An 18,485-nucleotide genomic window follows, 5' to 3' on the forward strand; every position below is an offset into this window, starting at 1 on the left:
TAAAAATTTTAAAGAATACTTCTAAAAATAGATTAATACTCATTTTTACTTCACTCCCGAGTTATTAAATCTTATATTTGCAAAATTTTAAAGCCAAAAATATCAGTTTGGCATAAATTAGAAGAAACAAGTAATTCATAAAGAATAAATTACAAGGATTAATGTTAAGCCTAAACAGAAAAGGCCGAGTAAAATAATACAGAAACAAACAGATGAAAGCAGGAATTGTAGGATTACCAAATGTTGGAAAATCAACATTATTTAATTGTTTATCTAATGCAAAAGCGCAAAGTGCGAACTTTCCGTTTTGTACAATCGAACCTAATATTGGTGTTGTAAACGTTCCGGATCCGAGAATCAACAAATTGGAGGAATTGGTAAAACCAGAGCGTGTTCAAATGGCAACTGTAGATATCGTTGATATTGCAGGTTTGGTAAAAGGGGCAAGTAAAGGTGAAGGTCTTGGAAACCAGTTTTTAGGAAACATTAGAGAGTGTAATGCTATCATTCACGTTTTACGTTGTTTTGACAATGATAATATTGTACACGTTGACGGAAATGTAAACCCAATTCGTGACAAAGAAACGATCGATATTGAGTTGCAGTTAAAAGATTTGGAAACAGTCGAAAAACGTTTAGAAAAAGTAAAACGTGCTGCAAAAACCGGAAATAAAGAAGCGCAGACTGAAGAAGCTTTATTGAACAGAATCAGAGAAGCTTTATTACAGGCAAAATCTGCCAGAACAATTGTTCCTCAAAACAATGATGAGGAAGTTTTGATGGAGGCTTTCCAATTAATTACTGCAAAACCGGTTTTATATGTTTGTAATGTTGATGAAAGTTCAGCAGTAAGCGGTAACAAATATGTAGATCAGGTTCGTGAATTGGTAAAAGATGAAGAGGCTGAAGTTATTGTACTTTCAGTAGGAGCAGAAGCTGATATTACAGAATTAGAAAGCTATGAAGAGCGTCAGGTTTTCCTTGAAGATATGGGATTAGAAGAGCCGGGAGCTTCCGTTTTAATTCGTGCAGCTTACAAATTATTAAAACAGCAGACTTATTTTACAGCCGGTGTAAAAGAAGTTCGTGCCTGGACTATTAATATTGGAGCAACAGCGCCACAGGCGGCAGGAGTTATCCACACTGACTTCGAAAAAGGATTTATCCGTGCAGAGGTAATTTCTTATGACGATTACGTTCAGTATGGTTCAGAAGCAAAAGCTAAAGAAGCTGGAAAATTCAGGGTAGAAGGAAAAGAATATGTGGTGAAAGATGGGGATGTGATGCACTTCCGTTTTAACGTATAATTTTTTCTGGAAAATAGAAGAAAGAACAAAGAGAATAGATAACTGCTGGAGAAATTCAGCAGTTTTTTTATGTCTAAAATTAAACGCATTCAATGTCAGGCTGAGCGGAGTCGAAGCTCCGAAAGAAGCTCCATAAAGTATTACCAATCTGTGGATGGGCTTCGACTGTGCTCAGCCTGACAATCTAAAAAAATTCTGTGTAAATCCGCGTTTTGGCAATAGCGAATCTGTAAAATCCGCTTACTATTTCGCAAACAAATTAAAAACGAGCAAAACTTTGGCTCAAAAATTGGTTACAGAAAAATCAACCAATAACTAAATCTAAAAACCAATCAAAATGCTAAAAAAATCTTTCAAATTTCTAGGCTGGACCCTTTTCGGAATTTTCGCTTTCCTTGCGTTATACATTTCATCAGTTTTTCTAATTTCAAAAATCACTGTAAATTCTGATATTGCTCAGGAAGAAGAACAAAATGCTGTTCCGATTTATATTCTTTCAAACGGTGTTCACACAGATATTGTGGTTCCCGTTAAGAACGAAATCAAAGACTGGCGAAACGAAATCCGGTTCAGTCAGACACAATCAAAAGATTCTTTGATGAATTATATTGCTTTTGGATGGGGAGACAAAGGCTTTTATCTGGATACACCGGAATGGTCAGATTTAAAAGCAAGTACGGCCTTAAAAGCCGCATTTGGTGTAAGTTCATCAGCCATGCATACCACATTTTTTAAACAATTAAAAGAAGGCGATGACTGCAAACGAATCCTGATTTCAAAAGAAAATTATCAAAATCTGGTGACTTATATTTCAGACAGTTTCAGTGATCCTGTTCATCCACAATGGATTGAAGGTCACAGCTACGGAAAAAAAGATGCTTTTTACGAAGCAAAAGGCAGTTACAGTCTTTTTTATACCTGCAATACCTGGGCAAATAACGCTTTGAAAGCCGCCAACCAAAAAGCAAGTTTGTGGACAGTTTATGATAAAGGGATATTTTGTCATTATAAATGATTAAGCGATGAAAAAGGTAATTTTAATTATTGCTTTTATTATGGTATTAAGTGCTTGCAAAAAAGCAGATGCAGCGGCAACAGAACTTTGTGATGGATGTGTAACTTTTTACTTTGAAAATCCTCAACCCGTTAACGATTCTGAATTAAGAAGATTTCCTCCTAAATTTAAAGGATTATATATGACTTCAGATTCTACTTTTTTAAGAATTGATGATGATAGAATTTAGATTATCATATAATCATAAAGCAAAACGCATTGATGGACAATTAGTTTTAAGTACTCGAGACTCTGTTTTTTGGAAAATGGAAGTAGTATCATTAGATAATAATATTCTAAAAATAAAAGATGTCTATTTGCGAGACGACTTAACTAAACTTGACTCAGTAACCGTAATTAAAGGTAAACGATTAGACTCAATTTCATATTTAATTAAACCAACAAGAGGCGAATTCAAAAAGATTTTAAAAATTAAAAAATTAGGATTTGATCAGGAATATACAAAGGTTTCAAAATAAGTTCACATGGTAAAAATGTAAAATTCGATTAAAAATCAGGAATTAGGGATTTTTTATATTGCTTAAATTTGAGAGAACATCAAAAAAAGAGCAAATGAAAAATCATAGTATTCTTTCTAAATCATGGTATTTGCTAAAAAGAACTTTTTTAGAATTTATAGAAGATGACGCTATAAAATTGAGTGCTGCTTTATCGTATTACACTATTTTCGCATTACCGCCATTATTGATTATTATTATCACTATTTGCGGTTTCTTTTTTGGTGAAGAAGCCGTAACGGGCCAATTGTATGGTCAGATAAATGAGTTGGTAGGAAACGATGCCGCCAAACAAATTCAGGAAGCAATCAAAAATGTTCAGCTTTCAGACAGTAATGTTTTTGTTACCGTTTTTGGTATTATTATGTTGCTTGTAGGGGCCTCCGGGGTTTTTGCAGAAATACAGAGCTCAATCAATTATATCTGGGGATTGCGTGCAAAACCGAATAAAGGCCTTAAGAAATTTGTGCAAAACAGACTCATGTCGTTTTCGATGATAGTTTCAGTGGGGTTTCTAATGCTGGTTAGTTTAATGCTTAATGCTACTTTGGATGTTTTGAATGCCAGATTAAAGATTTACTTTCCGGAAAGCACAGTATATCTGTTTTATGTCATTAATATCTTAATCGTTTTAGGAAGTATTGCGCTTCTTTTTGCTATTATTTTCAGAACACTACCTGATGGAAATATAAAATGGAAAGACGCTTTTATTGGTGCCGGATTTACATCTGTCCTGTTTATGATTGGCAAGTTTGCTATCGGGTTCTATTTGGGAAGTTCAACTATTGCAACAGTTTATGGTGCAGCAGGATCTGTTATCATCATATTGGTATGGGTCTATTATTCGGCAATTATTTTATATTTCGGAGCTGAGTTTACCAAAGTCTATGCAAAAATTTTAGGAGGAAATATTTCTCCAAATGATTATTCTGTCGAAATTAAAAAGGAGATTTTTGAAATTCCTCAATAAAAAAACTGGGTGCATTTTTTGACACCCAGTATATATTCATTATAAATTTATTGGTATCTTTTATCAGTTAGGGTTTTCATAAACGCTACCAAGGCAGATTCTTCTTTTTTGCTTAGTTTAAGCTGGTCAAAAGGAAGGGTTTGATTGTCTACTGCGTAACCTAAACCTTTTCCGCCTCCTTTATTATAGAAATCAACGACTTCTTCTAATGTGGTAAACACACCATTATGCATGTAAGGAGCTGTTTTGGCAACGTTTCGGATAGAAGGTGTCTTAAAGGCATTTTTAAGCTGATCCATTTTAAATTGATTATATTTTCCTAAATCCGGACTTATTTCTTTTGCGGTTTTATCTTTTGGAGTTCCAATTACCTCCTGTTCTGTTTTACTGTAATTTGGAGGGACGGTTCCGTTAAATAAAGGAATAAAATGACAGGTAGCACATTTTGCTTTTCCGGCAAAAAGATTAAATCCGAGTTTTTCCTCTTCACTAAATTCATTTGATTCACCTCGCATGTATAAATCAAATTTAGAATCAAAATCATTCAATGAACGAATGTAAGAGGCAATAGCGTTTTGTAATTGCCATTCTTCGATTTTATTGTTTTTAGGAAAAGCCTTTTCAAATAAAGCCTTGTACTTCTTATCTTTATTGATTAAAGGAATAATCTGGCTGAATGAACCATGCATTTCCTGTTCATTTTGTACAACATCTACGCTTTGTTTTTCTAAATCAATTTGTCTTAAATCCCAAAACAAGGCATTTTGTAAACCCGCATAAGTGAGGGTTGGCGTATTTCTCGGTAAATCGAAACCGTCAAGAGAAAGATTTGTTTTTCGCCCGTCTGTAAAAGCTTTTTCAGGAATATGACAAGTTGCGCAGCTTCTTTTCTGATCTTTTGAGATTGATGTATCGTAAAATAATTGATTACCTAAAGCTACTTTATCCTCCGAATAAGCATATTCTGTAGAGGGAATAAAAGCATTAACATTGAAAGCATTTTTTTCAAAAAGAGTAGCAGTATTTGGATTGATAGCACTGTTTTTATTGACATTTACAATGTTGTTTTGCTTTTGTAATTCAAAAATTGTTTTCGAAATCACATTCAGATAATCTTTAATGAATGTAGCTCTGTCAAAAGTATTAAAGACTTTGTTTTTGGAACAATATGAAATGCTGTTTGAAACTGTCTTTTTTAATTGTGACTTTAAATCGATGGATTCCTTAGAATTATTTTTAAAGGTTTTCAAAACAATATTTTCAACCGAAACCAAAGCAGGGGCAACTTCGTTAATGGATTCCTGTGCTACAGGTGAATCAAAACCGGTGATTCCTAATGCTAAAATTCGGTAAACCTCAAATCGGGCGGCATCAATAATATGTTTTTCTTCAATAGTTATTGCATCCAAATGTTGTTTTACCTGTACGATATTGGCGTGCATAATCGCTATTTCCCGAATCAAATCTGTTTTGTTGTTTGTGTCATATTCAGGAAAAATGAGCTCTTCAATAACCTGAAAACCATTTGGAGGCAAAAACTTATTTTCTTCAACCTCAAGTTCATCCAAAGCGGGGCCATTAATAAATCTCGCCGTTTCAGGTACAAAATATTCTACTGCCCATTCTGTTTTTTTATATAAAGCCCTTGTAGCTTTAAAACTTTCCTGAATTTTTTTGGAATCCTTTTCGCTTTCAGCAATCTTTTTGAAATGGGTTATTTTATTTTCAAGTTTTTCCAGGTCAATTAGAAGATCCTGCTTTACAGAAGTTTCTGTTTTTTCTTTTGTACAGTTGGTAAATAAAATTAAAATAGAGAAGAGAATAGAAAAAAATATTTTTTTGATTAAATCAATTTTCATTTTAGAATTACTTTATAAATAGCAAAAACAACCCAATGAAAATTGGATTGTTTTTGTTTGAATTTTTGTAAAATTATCTTTGTACGTTACGAATAATTACAGTTTGACCGCCTTCTTTACTTGTAGTCACTCCTGAACCATCAGCATTTTTGAACGTATCGTTTTGCCAGGTATGAGGGTGGATATTCAACGTAAAAGTATTTGGAACACCAATAACATCTGAGATATCTTCCATGGCGCCATATTCCCAGCTTCCAAACCTCATTTCGCCAGATTGGTTGTATAAAGTATTCCAGGCTGCATCTGTACGTTTATGGTTCATGGTTAACCACGGTTTATTTGTTTTGGAAGCAATATTATATTGCCAGATGTATGAGTCATGTTTAGCATTAGCATAATAACTATCGCCATCTTCCTGAATGTAAACATAATTGTCAGTTACACAAAGGTTATCAGGATTGATCACGCCAGTACCTGGTGTAGAATCGCCTTCAACCACTAATTCAAGTTTTCCTTTTAAAGGATCTTTTTCATCCAGAACTAATTTATATACTCTTCCCCACATAGTATAACCTTCTACAGGAGTAGTGCCGTTTGAAGATTGTCCGGTAGCTGTAAAATAAACTTCTCTGTTATTTTTTGCAGATCCTTTTCTGTAATCGACATCCTCCACTCTTGAAAAACGGATTGCTTTTAAGTCGTTTACAGTGGTATTGATTTCAGCTCCCGTTATATTTTTGGCATTCGGAATTTCAACAAATGATACATCGAAAGAATTTCCAACAGTCATTGTAGTTTCTACCTGAACGTTGTCATTTCTTTTTAAAGCATATAATTTTCCGTTATTTAGATCTCCAACTGTAGAAACATACATAATTACCTGACCGGCACTTGCATGCGAAGCTGCATAAGATTGATCTTCTCCCATGATAATAACACTTTTGCCAGGGTAAGCTTCTTTTGTTAACGGAACAGCATTTTCCATACTTGCTTTCCCTAAAGCAGGTAAAACCCTGTCTTTTCTGTTTTTATCAGTTGCTGGTGCAAGTGGGTTGATACCGTGAACCATACTTTCCTGACCGCTTTCTCCTGCAGTTAAAAATATCGGTCCAAAACCATGAATTTCAGGTGTTGCCAATGTAGCAGAACAAAGTCTTGTCTGACCTCCTACAGCATCAACGATATAATCTCCTTTTACAGGTTTTAAAGTTTTATCAAAATAAACTCTTGAAACTGATTGTATGATTTCGTGGTTCGTAATCATTACATAACCCTCACCATTTGGATTTTTCATAAATCCGGCACCATCCGGCTGACCAGCATAAATGAAAGAAGGACTTTCCGGCAATACATCAGTGGTAGAGATTAAAGTTGAAATTTGCAGATTTTCGAAACCTGGCTGAGCGTAAACAAATGCAGGAACTTTTGATTTTGTGGTAAAATCAATGTCTTTGTTTGTTTTATCGCCCTCATCATCATTTTGACAGCTGATTACAGAAAGTCCTGTAATTCCAAGTAATGCAATAGATTTTAAAAAATTAAATTTCATAACTGTTTTTTTGTTTTTTTGATTGTAGCAAAGCTATCGCTGAAAAACAAAATGGATGTTATGTCAATTTTTTGTTATTGCTAATAAATAATAAGGAATATATTATGAAATGGTAAAATTATATGATATATGTAAATTTAACCCTCATAATTTTTTCATAATTATTTAAATAGTTGGTTTAAAGAAACTTCTTTTTTCTCTCTTAGTTTTTTTACAATTTTCAAAAAAGCGATGGCTGTAATGTAAGCGTCTCCTAAAGCAGTATGTCTGTCTTTTTTTGAAATATCAAATTTATCCGCAAGATCATCCAGAGAATAATGATCCTTTCTTTCGAAGAGATGCGATTTTATTAATGTTTTTTTATACAAAACCCCTGTATCCAGTGATTTGTTCTTTAACTCAGGTAAACCGTTTCTTTCCAGAGCGCGATTAATCATAGTAATATCAAAATAGGCATGATGTGCGATAATAACAGAATCTCCCAAATAATCTAAAAACTGTTTTAAAGCTTCTGATTCTGAAGGACGTTTTACAACAAAATCTTTCAGAATACCATGAATCTGGGCAGTTGACTCGTCATAATGATCCTGTTCTATATAAACCTCAAAACTATCCTGAACCGAAATTGTGCCGTTTTGCAAAACGAGTGCTCCAATACATAAAATGCGATCGTTTGTAAAATCAAAACCTGTGGTTTCGGTATCCAGCACTACAAAACGTGTTTCTTCGATGGTAATGTTTTCATCGAAAAACTTTTCTTCTTCTTTTTGCCAAAAATTAAATAAACTCATTTTTATACAATATTAGAAACATTAAAACGTACCGAAATTAATTCCTGAAGTTCTTTGATAGTTTTAAAAGTTCTTTTCAGTTTTATTTTCTCCATTTTCGAAAGGGATTCCAAAGCGATAAACTGACCCGAATCATGGTGTAAAAGCCCTTGTTTGGTTCTGAATTTCAATAAGGCTTTAAACGAATACGAACAGGATAAATAAAGTTCACTATTTTGAGGTTCAAGTTCTGCCAGTTTTTCAAAACGTTCCGCTGTGTTGCTGATCGATTTTACAGAATGCGATAAAATTAAAACCCTTGCAGCATCTGTCAGCGGCATTAAGGCTCTTCTTTTAATATCGAACTGATCTTTGTTGGCGCCATCCTGCTCCACTAAAAATTGCCTGAAAAAACCAGTCGGCGAGGGACTTTGCAAAGCACCACTCACCAAATGGACATAAAAAATAGGATTGGCTTTTACATTTTCAAAAATCGAATCTGATAATTGGTCAACAATTTCACGGTTTCCGTATTTTACACTATAATCAAAAAAGATAAATGATAGCAAGACCTCATTTTTACCAGGATTTTTAATCCAGTAAGCCACCTGATCTTTCCATTCGTCAAGGCTCATACACCATTTTGGGTTGGACGCCATCATTTCGGCAGGGCAATATTCATAACCAATAGTAAAAAGCCCTTTATTGATGTGAGTAGCTAATTTTAGGAAATAGGCTTTAGTTTCATCCTTAAAAACTTCAGATACATTTTCATAGACAATCGCATTATCCTGATCGGTATGAAGCATCTGTTCGTCACGACCCTGGCTTCCCAGCGCCAGCCAGGTAAACTTAACAGGAGGTGGCGTATGCATTTTTTCCAGCGAAATATCAATAACACGGGTTACGCAGGCATCATTTAATTCGGTTATGATTTTTGTAATTAGCGTCATCGGGATATTCTGGTCCAGATATCCCTGCAGTAATTGCATAATCTGTGCGCGAATCGGCTTGATTTCTTTAACTTTTGTAGTTCTTTTTAAAGCTTTAATCAAAACGGCCGGATTATTGCCCAGCGAAACCATAAGGTCGTGTTTGGACAAAATACCAACAGCCTTTGTATTTACTGTTCCATCTTTGGTAAGACATAAATAACTGATATTACTTTTGATCATTGCCATTTGAGCTTCGGTAACCGTCATTTTTTTTGAATAGGTAATAACGGGCGATGTCATAATAGTTTCGGCAGGTGTTGTAATAGGGTAGTCGCCTGAAACGATTTTGTTACGCAAATCTTTATCCGTAATAATTCCGATTGGGAGCATTTCATCAACAATCAAAATAGCTCCGACTTTTTTCTTGGTCAGGATTTTAGCGATTTCTTTTGCTGTGGTTGAAGGACCGCAGGTAACAATCTTTTTGGAATATTTTACGGGTTGTAAATCAAAAAATTCTTTGTCATTATTCTGCTGGTGCTGAGCAACAACTTCGCCATACAAATTGTTTTTATGAACCTCAGAATAAGGGTTTTTAGTATTCGAAGCATAACTTTCGATAAGGAAATTACCAATGTCTTTATTCTCTAAGGCATAAGGTTTAAAAACCGCAATCGGAATCGCATACAAAATACTTTCTTCATACGTACTGGCTTCCATAACATAATTTTCCTGTGCCAGAAGAGGTCTTAATCCAAAAATATCCCCTTCGTCACACATGTCAAGGGTTTTTTGATTCTTCTTAAGAGCAACCGCGCCTTTGTGAACAACATAAAAAGAATCATGTGTCTTTTCATTCTCAGAAAAAATTATCGAGTCTTTTTCTTTATAAATGATAGAAATCTGTTCAGATAATTTTTCGAGATCTTTTTGATTCAAAAGATTAAAAGGAGGGAAGTTCTTCAAAAAATCGGCAACTCTGTGTGAAATAGTATTTTTCATATTGAATTAAGTTCTGAATTTAGAATAGAAAACAGTATTGTAAAAGAAATAAATTTCAGCTGCTATTCAAACTATATTTTCAAAAAAAATCAGATTTATTTTTGAAACAAAAAAGTTCCGTGAAGGAACTTTTAAATAATTTTAAGCTTATGATTTTTTCTTTCGGATTCGCATATTGATAAATTCCACAGCCAGAGAAAACGAAATGGCAAAATAAAGATACCCTTTCGGAATGGCTCCAATGTGTTCGCCAATCAGGGTGGCATTAGACAAATGCATACTTTCGGTAATCAGCATAAATCCGATCAGGATTAGAAACGACAGACCCAATATTTGAATGGATGGATTTTTATTAACGAAATTTCCAACCGGAACAGCAAAAAGCATCATAACAACAACAGAAATAACAACTGCTGTAATCATGATAGTTAGTGCTCCAGAAACGCCATTCGTCATACCCACAGCGGTTAAAATGGAGTCAACAGAGAAAATTAAATCGATTAACAGAATTTGTAAAATAACATTCGAAAAAGATTTCTTCGCAGCTGTCTCAATGCTTTTTTCTTCTTCACCTTTATGATCCACTTTTTCACTGATTTCTTTGGTGCTTTTGTAAATCAGAAACAAACCTCCTAACAACAAAATAATTGCCTGTCCGGTAAAATCAGCTTCCAGCCAGCCCCAGTGAATACTGAATACTGTTGCTTTCATGGCAATTAAATACGAGATTCCCAACAACAGAGCAATTCGCATAAACATGGCCAGAAACAAACCAATCCGGGTAGCTTTTTTACGGTCTTGTTCTGGTAGTTTTCCTGTAACAATCGAGATAAAAATGATATTGTCAATTCCCAGAACAATTTCCAGAAACGTCAGGGTCAGTAATGCAATCCAGGCATCAGGGTTTAAAAATACTTCCATGTAAATCTTTATTTACATTCAAATTACTACTTTTTATTCGATTTTAAAAACTTTTCCGTGCTGTTTTTCTTCAGAGCCTACCATGCCAAATTCAAAAGTATAAGAATCCTTCGAAGTCGTTACTATTTTCATGCTGATTGCTTTTTCCTCTGCCATGTTTTTGGGGTGTTTTTTCTGCAAAACATATTCACAGTCACTTACCCAGCGTATTGTTGAGGTGTCGGTTTTTCCTTCAAAAGTTTCAATTTCAATACTGTCTTTGCGTTCAAAAATGGTTGTTTTTTTTACGCCGTTTACTTCAAACTCAAATTTGAATTTTCCGTTTTTAAAGTCTTTGCAGTTGTGTTCTGCGTTATAACATGATACTAAAGCAAGTATTGGGAATAAGAATATAATTTTTTTCATTTTAAATAAGTTGTTTTTAGGAGCTGATTCCTGCTTTCCACTGCAATCTTTTTATTTTTAAAGGAAAAATAAAAAGGATTTCCGCTTCAATCAGGGCTAGGGCAGTCGTTCATATGTCACCCTGAGCGGAGTCGAAGGGTTTTGTTTTGATGAGGGCTTCGACTAAGTTATCCTGAGCGAAGCCGAACGAACTCAGCCTGATAATATGTTATTTCAATCTGTTTAATTCATCATCCGTAAAGTTCTTTATTTCTTTTTCTTTGGCAAACTTTTCGGCGTTGTAATTCCCGGATTTGTTTTTCGGAATCGATAAGCTGTTCCAGGAGCTGTTTTTCAGCTGTTTGGCATAAAAAACAATTTGTCCGATATGATACGGATAATGTGCCAATTGACGATTAATGGCTTCAATAACAGTATGTCCTTCATTTCGAATATAAATAATATCCGAAAGCTGCTCCGGTTGTAAATTGTTTAAAGCGTCAAAAAACACATTCCAGCCTTTATTCCAGATTTCCAGAACTTCATCTTTCGACTGCAAATCATTTTCGAATTCGGCATCGCGATTGCGCCATTCTTTTTCGCCGTCAGAAGTTAGGAAGTCTGTCCATCGCGACAGCATATTTCCCGAAATATGTTTGATTATGGTCGCAATGCTGTTGGTGTCTTCGTTTAAAGTAATAAAAAGCTGTTCGGGTTCTATTTGATCGATGGCTTTTTCGCCCAGCATTTTATAATACAAAAACTGCTTTTTGATGCTTTCCAGATAAGAATCGTTCGTTTCCATACTTATACAATTTTAATGTCGTATTTATCTAAAAGTCCCACGATTCCCTGATTTGAAAATTGCGCTTTTTTCATCGGGTTAAATTCAGGATCGATTTTATAATTGTAAGCCGTTCTAAAATCAACTGCGGCCAGTTGCGTATCATTAAAAATAGCACCATCCAGATCACAATTGTCAAAAAATGAACTGGTTAAATTGGTTCCGATAAAAGTAACTTCTCTTACGGAACAATTGATAAACCTGGTTTTGGGCATTTTCTTATTCGAAAAAATAGCATAATCCAAAGTGCTTTCTTCAAAATAAACCTGAAATAAAAAGTCATCACATTCGTTAAAGGCAATTCCTAAAAGCTTGCAGTTTTTGAATGTCACATTTTTTAAACTCGTTCCAGCCAGACTGGTCATCGACAAATTACAGTCGATAAATTCGCAGTCTAAAAAAGTATTGTAAGCGAAATTACTGTTGGAAAAATCACAGTTTTTAAAAACGCAATCCTCAAATTCACGGTTGTTTATTTTTTTATCAATATAAATGACTTTTTCGAAGGTTTTCTGAATGTGAATTAGGCTTTCCATTATGATTGAATAAGATATTAAAAGTGTTATTAGAAATTTGTTTGACAGCTAAATATTAGTCATTGAACAAACCTTTGATAATAATTTTCAATCCGTAAAAAATTAGAAACATGGCACTAAGGCAGGCTACAATTCCAATTCCCAAAACCAGATAATGCCAGGCGGTATGCTGGTTCATGAATGCATTGTAGATGAGTGTAGGGCCAATAAACATCAGTGGTAGTGCACCGGTTAAATATTTAATCCCTTTTCCTAATAATTGTTTATTTGTTGCCATTTTTTTTGTTTACTTCGTCTGTTCGGCTTTCAGCCTCGGGTCAGGTTTAAGGTTTCAAGTTTCAGGTTTTTTAGTTTCAGTTTTGTCGCAATCTTGTCATTTCGAGGGACGAGAAATCACACGCGGGATTCAATAAAGATTGCACTCTCTCTCTGTGGAGCTACTAGTGTGATTTCTCCTCACGTCGAAATGACAAACTTTATGATATAAAAAGCCATTTCACATTTCACAGAAACCTCTTATTTCAAATAATTGTCAACAGCATTTCTCACACTCCCGTATTTTTTCAATAATTCGGAAGCTTCTTCATACGAAACCGGAATTTCTCCCATAATCATTTTTACACCACGGTCGACCAGTTTGATGTTGCTGAGTTGCATATCGACCATTTTGTTTCCTTTTACTTTTCCAAGCTGAATCATTGATGCGGTCGAAATCATATTCAAAACCAGTTTTTGAGCAGTTCCGGCTTTCATTCTTGAACTTCCGGTTACAAATTCAGGTCCGACAACTACTTCTACGGGGAATTTGGCTGTAAGTGCCAAAGGACTTCCCGCATTGCAGGTAATACAGCCTGTTGCAATATTATTTTGGTTACAGGTTTCCAGACCGCCAATAACATAAGGAGTAGTGCCCGAAGCCGCAATTCCTATCACGATATCGTTCTGGTTAATGTTATGTGCCTGTAAATCAATCCAGGCTTGTGTAGCATTGTCTTCGGCATTTTCTACGGCACGACGGATTGCTGTGTCACCGCCCGCAATGATTCCGTTTACCAAATCAAAAGGAACTCCAAAAGTGGGAGGGCATTCAGAAGCATCTACAACGCCTAAACGTCCGGATGTTCCGGCACCGATGTAAAAAATACGTCCGCCTAATTTTAAGTTTACAACAGTTTGTGCAACTAAAGCTTCGATTTGCGGTAACGCTTTTTCGACAGCATAAGGGACGGTTTTGTCTTCGTTATTAATATTAGTCAGCAGTTCCTGAACTGACATTTTTTCTAAATGCTCGTATTTTGAAGATTGTTCGGTTGTTTTTGTAAACGTCATTTTTTGTTGAAATAGTTATCCTCCAAAATTAAACTTTTTTAAGGAAATGAGAGAAAACTACAAGTCAAACTTATAAAGATTTTAACTCTTTTTTGGTGTTTTCTTTTTGGCGGAATCAACTTTAGAAGACTTATTAAAAGAACTAAAATATTATATTTGTTTAAATAATCAAAAAGGAATGAATATAGTAAGTTTTTTAACGGGTATGGCGGGATTGTCAGTTTTTGTTTCCTTATTGCTGGCCTTTTTTTTGCTCACGGTACAGACAAAAAACAAACTGGCAAATCGACTGTTTGCCAGTTATCTGATCTTTTTTGCCATTGATAACAGCGGTATTTTTATTGATGAAAACTTTATTAGAACTCATTTTAGTTTAGAATTTTTCAGATGGACTATTTGTGCTCTGATACTTCCCGCTTTTTACTTATATGTATTGTCAGTTTGTTTTGCAGATTTTCGATTAAAGTTAAAACACCTGCTGCACATAATTCCATTTATCATTACAAATGCGGTTTTTTTATTCAGACTCTACCTTTTAAGGGATATAGAAAAAATACTGTTTTATGAGGATCGGGATCAATCGTCTGAGATGTTTTATTTGTTCCTTGTTTTAGGTCTGCAAACCATATTTTATAGTATTGGAGTATTTTTAGTTTTAAAAAAGTACAAAGAAATATATGAGGAAAATTATACTAACCCGAGAGCATCTATTTTTAAGTGGCTGTTTCAAATGGCTATGGTACTTTTTGTTTTGTATTACCTGTCGATAGCTAAGAATGTTGTAAGATATGCTAATATTGATTTTTTGTGGATCTGGTCAAATACAATATTGCAATTTTTGGTTTTGTCAGTTACGTGCTGGTTTGTTTTAAAAGCCTTAAATTATCCTGAGCTTTTCAGAGGTATTGATTCTAAATTGTTATTAGCAAGAGATATTCTTCCTAAAGAAAATAAAGATATTACTGAAGCAAGAAACAATCAAAGCGAAGTTATTACAAGGCAGATTTTAGCATTGAAAAATTATATGGCAGAAAACGAACCTTTTCTCGATCCATCACTTACGATTCAGGAACTGTCTAATCAAATTGATATTCCGGTTCGTGATTTATCTATTCTGATAAATCATCATATGGATCAGCATTTTTTTTATTTTGTAAACGAATATCGTATTCAAAAAGCAATGAGTATTCTGAAGGATCCTTTAAAAAGAGATTTGACCGTTTTAGAAATTCTATACGAAGTAGGTTTTAATTCAAAATCTTCGTTTAATACTTCCTTCAAAAAATATACGAATCAAACGCCTACGTCTTATAGAAACGCTTCATAATTAAGGTATTGTAAAAAGTCGTACTTCCAGATTAATAAAGTCGAACTGATTTCTTATGCAGAAATTGGTTCGACTTTTTTTTGTCGGTCGATTCTGGAAAATTTCTAAGGCAACTTTGCTTCAAATTAATCGAGCAAGTCTAAAAATTAGAAATCATGAAAAAAGCAAACCTCTTTATCTTTTTAGTATTACCATTATTTTGTTTAGCACAATCAACAGTAAAATTAAAAGGGAAAATATCCAGCGAAACAACTTCACTTGAATGGGCAGATATTTCAGTAACCAGTTCAGAAGGAAAAATAATTGGCGGAACAACAAGCACACAAGAAGGTACTTTTGAAATTAATATTAAAAAAGGCTCTTATAAAATAAAAGTAAGTCTTTTAGGATTTACTGATTACAAAAGTGAAATTGCTATTGAAAAAGATACCGATTTAGGGATAATTACTTTAATTGAAAGTGCAACAAATTTGGGAGAAGTTGTCGTTCAGTCGAGAAAAAGTACGATTGAACAAAAAACAGATCGTTTGGTTTATAATCCAGAAAATAATGTTAACATAGTTGGAGGTGATGCCTTGAGCGCAATAAATACAGCACCGGGCGTTGTGGTACAAAATAATGCTATCAATATATTAGGAAAAGGAACTTCTCGTGTTATGATTGATGGAAGAATGATTGAATTAACAGGTGAAAAACTGAATAATTTCCTAAAATCGATTTCCGCAAGTGATATTAAAAATATCGAAATTATTAGTAATCCTTCGTCAAAATATGAAGCGGAAGGAAATGGCGGATTAATCAATATTGTAATGAAAAAAGGGGCTCGTAATTCCTGGAAAAATACAACCACAGCTTCTTATGATCAAAGTAAATATGGAATTTTTGCGCTGAGGGATAATTTCTTTTACAATAAGAATACATTTCGATTTTCGGCCAGTGTCAATGGAAAAACGGGTTATAAAAATATAAATGAAAATCTGGATATGTATTTCGCTGAAGGAACTACAAAAATGGATGTAACGACAAAATTAAACGAAGATAACCTGTCCGGGAAAATAGCTTTTGATTATGATTTTTCAGAAAATACAACCATCGGTTTTCAATTTTTAAGAGATAAAAGCAATCCTGATTTTGACTCTGATATTAGAATTGATAAATATAATGCTCAAAATGAATTAGAGAGTTATATAATTAATGAGAGTTTTTTAGACCGGAAATCAGGAAATAATACTTATAATCTGCATTTGATTACCAAATTAGACTCCCTAAACCGAAAATTATCATTTGATGCGGATTACTTTAATTATAATTCAAAATTCGACAGGGATTTTATAGCGAATAATTATGCGTCAGACGGAACCTTTGTAGATGTAAATCAGTCAGGCCGAAATATTTCGAATCAGAATATTGATAATGTAAGCTTAAAGGCAGATATGGAGCATCCGCTTCAATTGTTAAACTTATCGTATGGAGCGAAAGTAAGTTTTACCACAAGTAACAGTGATGTTGTTTTTTTTAATACGATTACCGGAACTCCGGAATTAGATACTAACCAATCTAACCAGTTTAAATACACCGAAAATAATCAGGCGGTCTATATTAGCGGAGACAAAAAAATTAATGAAAAATGGAATTTTCAATTTGGATTACGATTAGAGAATACACAAACAAATGGTTTTTCAAAAACGCTAAATCAGGAAACTGTAAATAATTATTTTAAATTATTTCCAACCGTTTATGCTTCTTATCAAAAAGATGAAAATAACAGTTTTAGTTTAAATTATGGTAAAAGAATACGAAGACCTGGCTTTTCACTATTAAATCCGTTTCGTGTTTATATCAGCAGTAATAGTTATTCAGAAGGGAATCCATTTTTGAAGCCTTCTTTTAGCGATAATTTTGAATTTGCACATTCGTATAAAAAAATATTGAAAACAAGTGTTTTTTTAAATTCGATTACAGATGGTTATGGCGTAATATTTACTGCAAATCCGGAAACATTAACACAAGTTATAACGAGAGAAAATTATTTTAAAGGCATTACTTATGGAATAGGAGAAATTTATTCAGCCAGTTTTACAGATTGGTGGCAGAGTGAAAACTCAGTATATTTTTTAGGCTCAGATATTAAATTTATAAAAGATATCAATGCAACACCGGTAAATGGCCTTCAGTTTGATTTTTCAACGAATAATACCTTTTCGTTGGGTAAAACAACCAAATTGCAAATAGATTTTAACTATGCTGCACCCTATAAAAGCGGTTTATATGAAACAGGATATACCTCAAGTTTAAATATTGGTTTTAAGCAAGATCTATTAAACAAAGCAATGCAGATTTCCTTTTTAGTAAATGATATTTTTAATACATCATATTTAAAAGACGATGTTTCAGTTGTAAATGGTGTAAGACAAGTTTATAGTCAACATGAAAGCAACAGATTTGCCCGTTTATCTGTAGTTTACAATTTTGGAAACAAAAAGATCAATATAAAAGAGCGGAATTTTGGAAATGAAGAAGAAAAGAAAAGAACGGGGAATTAGAATTAGATAATTTTTGGGTGTGACCGCATTTACAAAAGGCGCCATTTAACAAACCGCTTACCTGCGCCTTTTGTAAATGCGGTCGGGCTATTCGCACTACTTCGGTAGTTTGCTACTATCCCTCACACAAACATTGTGTATAATTAGAAAATTTGTCAATTAGATAATGTTTTGGAACTCCTAAAAAAAATTATTTACTAACTCGTTTGTAAACAACTTTTTCATCACTATTAACATATTGTTGAATTAAATTTGAGTTATCGATATAAAAAGTTGAAACGATCTGTTCGGATTTGTCATGTAATTCATAATTTCCATTACCAATATTTTTCCAAGTATTCCATCCTAACATCGTTTCGCCACAAAAGGTATTAGGTGGTTGTTTTTTACTTTCATTAAATAATCTTGATGAATTATCCTGATTAAACTCATACAACATGTACGGGTCACAAACGCCGAAATCAATTTCAACATCCGATTTATAACGTTTAATGGCTTTCCATTTACCAACTATAAAATCATTATTTTGGTTAGATTCATTTGAACATGATTGAAAAAAGAATACTAAAATAATTACTTTTAAAACATTTTTCAGTAGATACAAGGTGTATAAAGATTAGGTTGTGTTTAAATATGA

At 33.7% G+C, this 18,485-nt stretch carries 18 protein-coding genes; 7 read left to right on the top strand and 11 right to left on the bottom strand.

All coding sequences use genetic code 11. The features are described 5' to 3' along the window. Positions 1-212 precede the first annotated feature (212 nt). The 5 genes from ychF to AAEO57_RS16920 all read left to right on the top strand — a co-directional run bounded on the left by ychF (position 213) and on the right by AAEO57_RS16920 (position 3,849). Entirely contained in the window at positions 213-1,307 is a 1,095-nt protein-coding gene (gene ychF, locus AAEO57_RS16900; protein ID WP_341694210.1) for a redox-regulated ATPase YchF, read from the top strand. Positions 1,308-1,644: 337 nt separating this feature from the next. Beyond that, positions 1,645-2,322 carry a TIGR02117 family protein gene (locus tag AAEO57_RS16905; protein ID WP_341694211.1) on the top strand — a complete coding sequence of 226 codons (678 nt, stop codon included), beginning with the start codon at positions 1,645-1,647 and terminating at the stop codon, positions 2,320-2,322. A gap of 7 nt (positions 2,323-2,329) precedes the next feature. Continuing rightward, positions 2,330-2,551 (top strand): hypothetical protein, encoded by a 222-nt coding sequence (locus tag AAEO57_RS16910; protein WP_341694212.1) that lies wholly within the window; start codon positions 2,330-2,332, stop codon positions 2,549-2,551. Then, positions 2,538-2,840 carry a hypothetical protein gene (locus AAEO57_RS16915; RefSeq protein ID WP_341694213.1) on the top strand — a complete coding sequence of 101 codons (303 nt, stop codon included), beginning with the start codon at positions 2,538-2,540 and terminating at the stop codon, positions 2,838-2,840. Before AAEO57_RS16910 ends, AAEO57_RS16915 begins: the two co-directional genes overlap by 14 nt. 94 nt (positions 2,841-2,934) lie before the next feature. Continuing rightward, positions 2,935-3,849, top strand: coding sequence for a YihY/virulence factor BrkB family protein (locus AAEO57_RS16920; protein WP_341694214.1), 915 nt, complete (start codon positions 2,935-2,937; stop codon positions 3,847-3,849). Positions 3,850-3,896: 47 nt separating this feature from the next. Here the strand turns inward: AAEO57_RS16920 and AAEO57_RS16925 are convergent, their stop codons facing one another. The 10 genes from AAEO57_RS16925 to murQ form a co-directional block, all read right to left on the bottom strand. After that, on the bottom strand, positions 3,897-5,708 hold the full coding sequence (locus tag AAEO57_RS16925) for a cytochrome-c peroxidase (RefSeq protein ID WP_341694215.1): 1,812 nt from the start codon (positions 5,706-5,708) through the stop codon (positions 3,897-3,899). Between the two features lie 73 nt (positions 5,709-5,781). After that, complete coding sequence (locus tag AAEO57_RS16930; protein WP_341694216.1) at positions 5,782-7,257, bottom strand: PhoX family protein; 1,476 nt, start codon at positions 7,255-7,257, stop codon at positions 5,782-5,784. A 161-nt stretch (positions 7,258-7,418) separates the two neighbouring features. Beyond that, positions 7,419-8,048, bottom strand: a complete 630-nt coding sequence (locus tag AAEO57_RS16935; protein WP_341694217.1) for a 3'-5' exonuclease — start codon at positions 8,046-8,048, stop codon at positions 7,419-7,421. A gap of 2 nt (positions 8,049-8,050) precedes the next feature. After that, on the bottom strand, positions 8,051-9,964 hold the full coding sequence (locus AAEO57_RS16940) for a DUF294 nucleotidyltransferase-like domain-containing protein (protein ID WP_341694218.1): 1,914 nt from the start codon (positions 9,962-9,964) through the stop codon (positions 8,051-8,053). Between the two features lie 147 nt (positions 9,965-10,111). After that, a complete protein-coding gene (locus tag AAEO57_RS16945) occupies positions 10,112-10,885 on the bottom strand; it encodes a TerC family protein (RefSeq protein ID WP_341694219.1) in 774 nt (257 codons plus the stop codon). Between the two features lie 33 nt (positions 10,886-10,918). Then, a complete protein-coding gene (locus tag AAEO57_RS16950; RefSeq protein WP_341694220.1) occupies positions 10,919-11,290 on the bottom strand; it encodes a DNA topoisomerase IV in 372 nt (123 codons plus the stop codon). Between the two features lie 208 nt (positions 11,291-11,498). After that, complete coding sequence (locus tag AAEO57_RS16955; protein ID WP_341694221.1) at positions 11,499-12,074, bottom strand: DUF1572 family protein; 576 nt, start codon at positions 12,072-12,074, stop codon at positions 11,499-11,501. Between the two features lie 2 nt (positions 12,075-12,076). Further along, a complete protein-coding gene (locus tag AAEO57_RS16960) occupies positions 12,077-12,649 on the bottom strand; it encodes a pentapeptide repeat-containing protein (RefSeq protein ID WP_341694222.1) in 573 nt (190 codons plus the stop codon). A gap of 55 nt (positions 12,650-12,704) precedes the next feature. Then, a complete protein-coding gene (locus AAEO57_RS16965) occupies positions 12,705-12,926 on the bottom strand; it encodes a DUF6095 family protein (protein ID WP_341694223.1) in 222 nt (73 codons plus the stop codon). Positions 12,927-13,165: 239 nt separating this feature from the next. Beyond that, positions 13,166-13,978, bottom strand: coding sequence for an N-acetylmuramic acid 6-phosphate etherase (gene murQ, locus AAEO57_RS16970; protein ID WP_341694224.1), 813 nt, complete (start codon positions 13,976-13,978; stop codon positions 13,166-13,168). A gap of 178 nt (positions 13,979-14,156) precedes the next feature. Between murQ and AAEO57_RS16975 the strand changes: the two genes are divergently transcribed. Together AAEO57_RS16975 and AAEO57_RS16980 are read left to right on the top strand one after the other, a co-directional pair. Next, positions 14,157-15,305, top strand: coding sequence for a helix-turn-helix domain-containing protein (locus AAEO57_RS16975; RefSeq protein ID WP_341694225.1), 1,149 nt, complete (start codon positions 14,157-14,159; stop codon positions 15,303-15,305). Positions 15,306-15,460: 155 nt separating this feature from the next. Further along, complete coding sequence (locus AAEO57_RS16980; protein WP_341694226.1) at positions 15,461-17,848, top strand: TonB-dependent receptor domain-containing protein; 2,388 nt, start codon at positions 15,461-15,463, stop codon at positions 17,846-17,848. A 190-nt stretch (positions 17,849-18,038) separates the two neighbouring features. Here AAEO57_RS16980 and AAEO57_RS16985 read toward each other — a convergent pair whose 3' ends face one another. Further along, positions 18,039-18,452, bottom strand: a complete 414-nt coding sequence (locus tag AAEO57_RS16985; protein ID WP_341694227.1) for a hypothetical protein — start codon at positions 18,450-18,452, stop codon at positions 18,039-18,041. Between the last annotated feature and the right edge of the window lie 33 nt (positions 18,453-18,485).

It is taken from the genome of Flavobacterium calami (assembly GCF_038290035.1).
In the GTDB taxonomy this organism is placed as follows: domain Bacteria; phylum Bacteroidota; class Bacteroidia; order Flavobacteriales; family Flavobacteriaceae; genus Flavobacterium; species Flavobacterium calami.

What these genes read in the sequence shown, in the direction of transcription:
- ychF (WP_341694210.1), top strand. Translation starts at nt 213, where the DNA reads ATGAAAGCAGGAATTGTAGGATTACCAAATGTTGGAAAATCAACATTA.
- AAEO57_RS16905 (WP_341694211.1), top strand. Translation starts at nt 1,645, where the DNA reads ATGCTAAAAAAATCTTTCAAATTTCTAGGCTGGACCCTTTTCGGAATT.
- AAEO57_RS16910 (WP_341694212.1), top strand. Translation starts at nt 2,330, where the DNA reads ATGAAAAAGGTAATTTTAATTATTGCTTTTATTATGGTATTAAGTGCT.
- AAEO57_RS16915 (WP_341694213.1), top strand. Translation starts at nt 2,538, where the DNA reads ATGATAGAATTTAGATTATCATATAATCATAAAGCAAAACGCATTGAT.
- AAEO57_RS16920 (WP_341694214.1), top strand. Translation starts at nt 2,935, where the DNA reads ATGAAAAATCATAGTATTCTTTCTAAATCATGGTATTTGCTAAAAAGA.
- AAEO57_RS16925 (WP_341694215.1), bottom strand. Translation starts at nt 5,708, where the DNA reads ATGAAAATTGATTTAATCAAAAAAATATTTTTTTCTATTCTCTTCTCT.
- AAEO57_RS16930 (WP_341694216.1), bottom strand. Translation starts at nt 7,257, where the DNA reads ATGAAATTTAATTTTTTAAAATCTATTGCATTACTTGGAATTACAGGA.
- AAEO57_RS16935 (WP_341694217.1), bottom strand. Translation starts at nt 8,048, where the DNA reads ATGAGTTTATTTAATTTTTGGCAAAAAGAAGAAGAAAAGTTTTTCGAT.
- AAEO57_RS16940 (WP_341694218.1), bottom strand. Translation starts at nt 9,964, where the DNA reads ATGAAAAATACTATTTCACACAGAGTTGCCGATTTTTTGAAGAACTTC.
- AAEO57_RS16945 (WP_341694219.1), bottom strand. Translation starts at nt 10,885, where the DNA reads ATGGAAGTATTTTTAAACCCTGATGCCTGGATTGCATTACTGACCCTG.
- AAEO57_RS16950 (WP_341694220.1), bottom strand. Translation starts at nt 11,290, where the DNA reads ATGAAAAAAATTATATTCTTATTCCCAATACTTGCTTTAGTATCATGT.
- AAEO57_RS16955 (WP_341694221.1), bottom strand. Translation starts at nt 12,074, where the DNA reads ATGGAAACGAACGATTCTTATCTGGAAAGCATCAAAAAGCAGTTTTTG.
- AAEO57_RS16960 (WP_341694222.1), bottom strand. Translation starts at nt 12,649, where the DNA reads ATGGAAAGCCTAATTCACATTCAGAAAACCTTCGAAAAAGTCATTTAT.
- AAEO57_RS16965 (WP_341694223.1), bottom strand. Translation starts at nt 12,926, where the DNA reads ATGGCAACAAATAAACAATTATTAGGAAAAGGGATTAAATATTTAACC.
- murQ (WP_341694224.1), bottom strand. Translation starts at nt 13,978, where the DNA reads ATGACGTTTACAAAAACAACCGAACAATCTTCAAAATACGAGCATTTA.
- AAEO57_RS16975 (WP_341694225.1), top strand. Translation starts at nt 14,157, where the DNA reads ATGAATATAGTAAGTTTTTTAACGGGTATGGCGGGATTGTCAGTTTTT.
- AAEO57_RS16980 (WP_341694226.1), top strand. Translation starts at nt 15,461, where the DNA reads ATGAAAAAAGCAAACCTCTTTATCTTTTTAGTATTACCATTATTTTGT.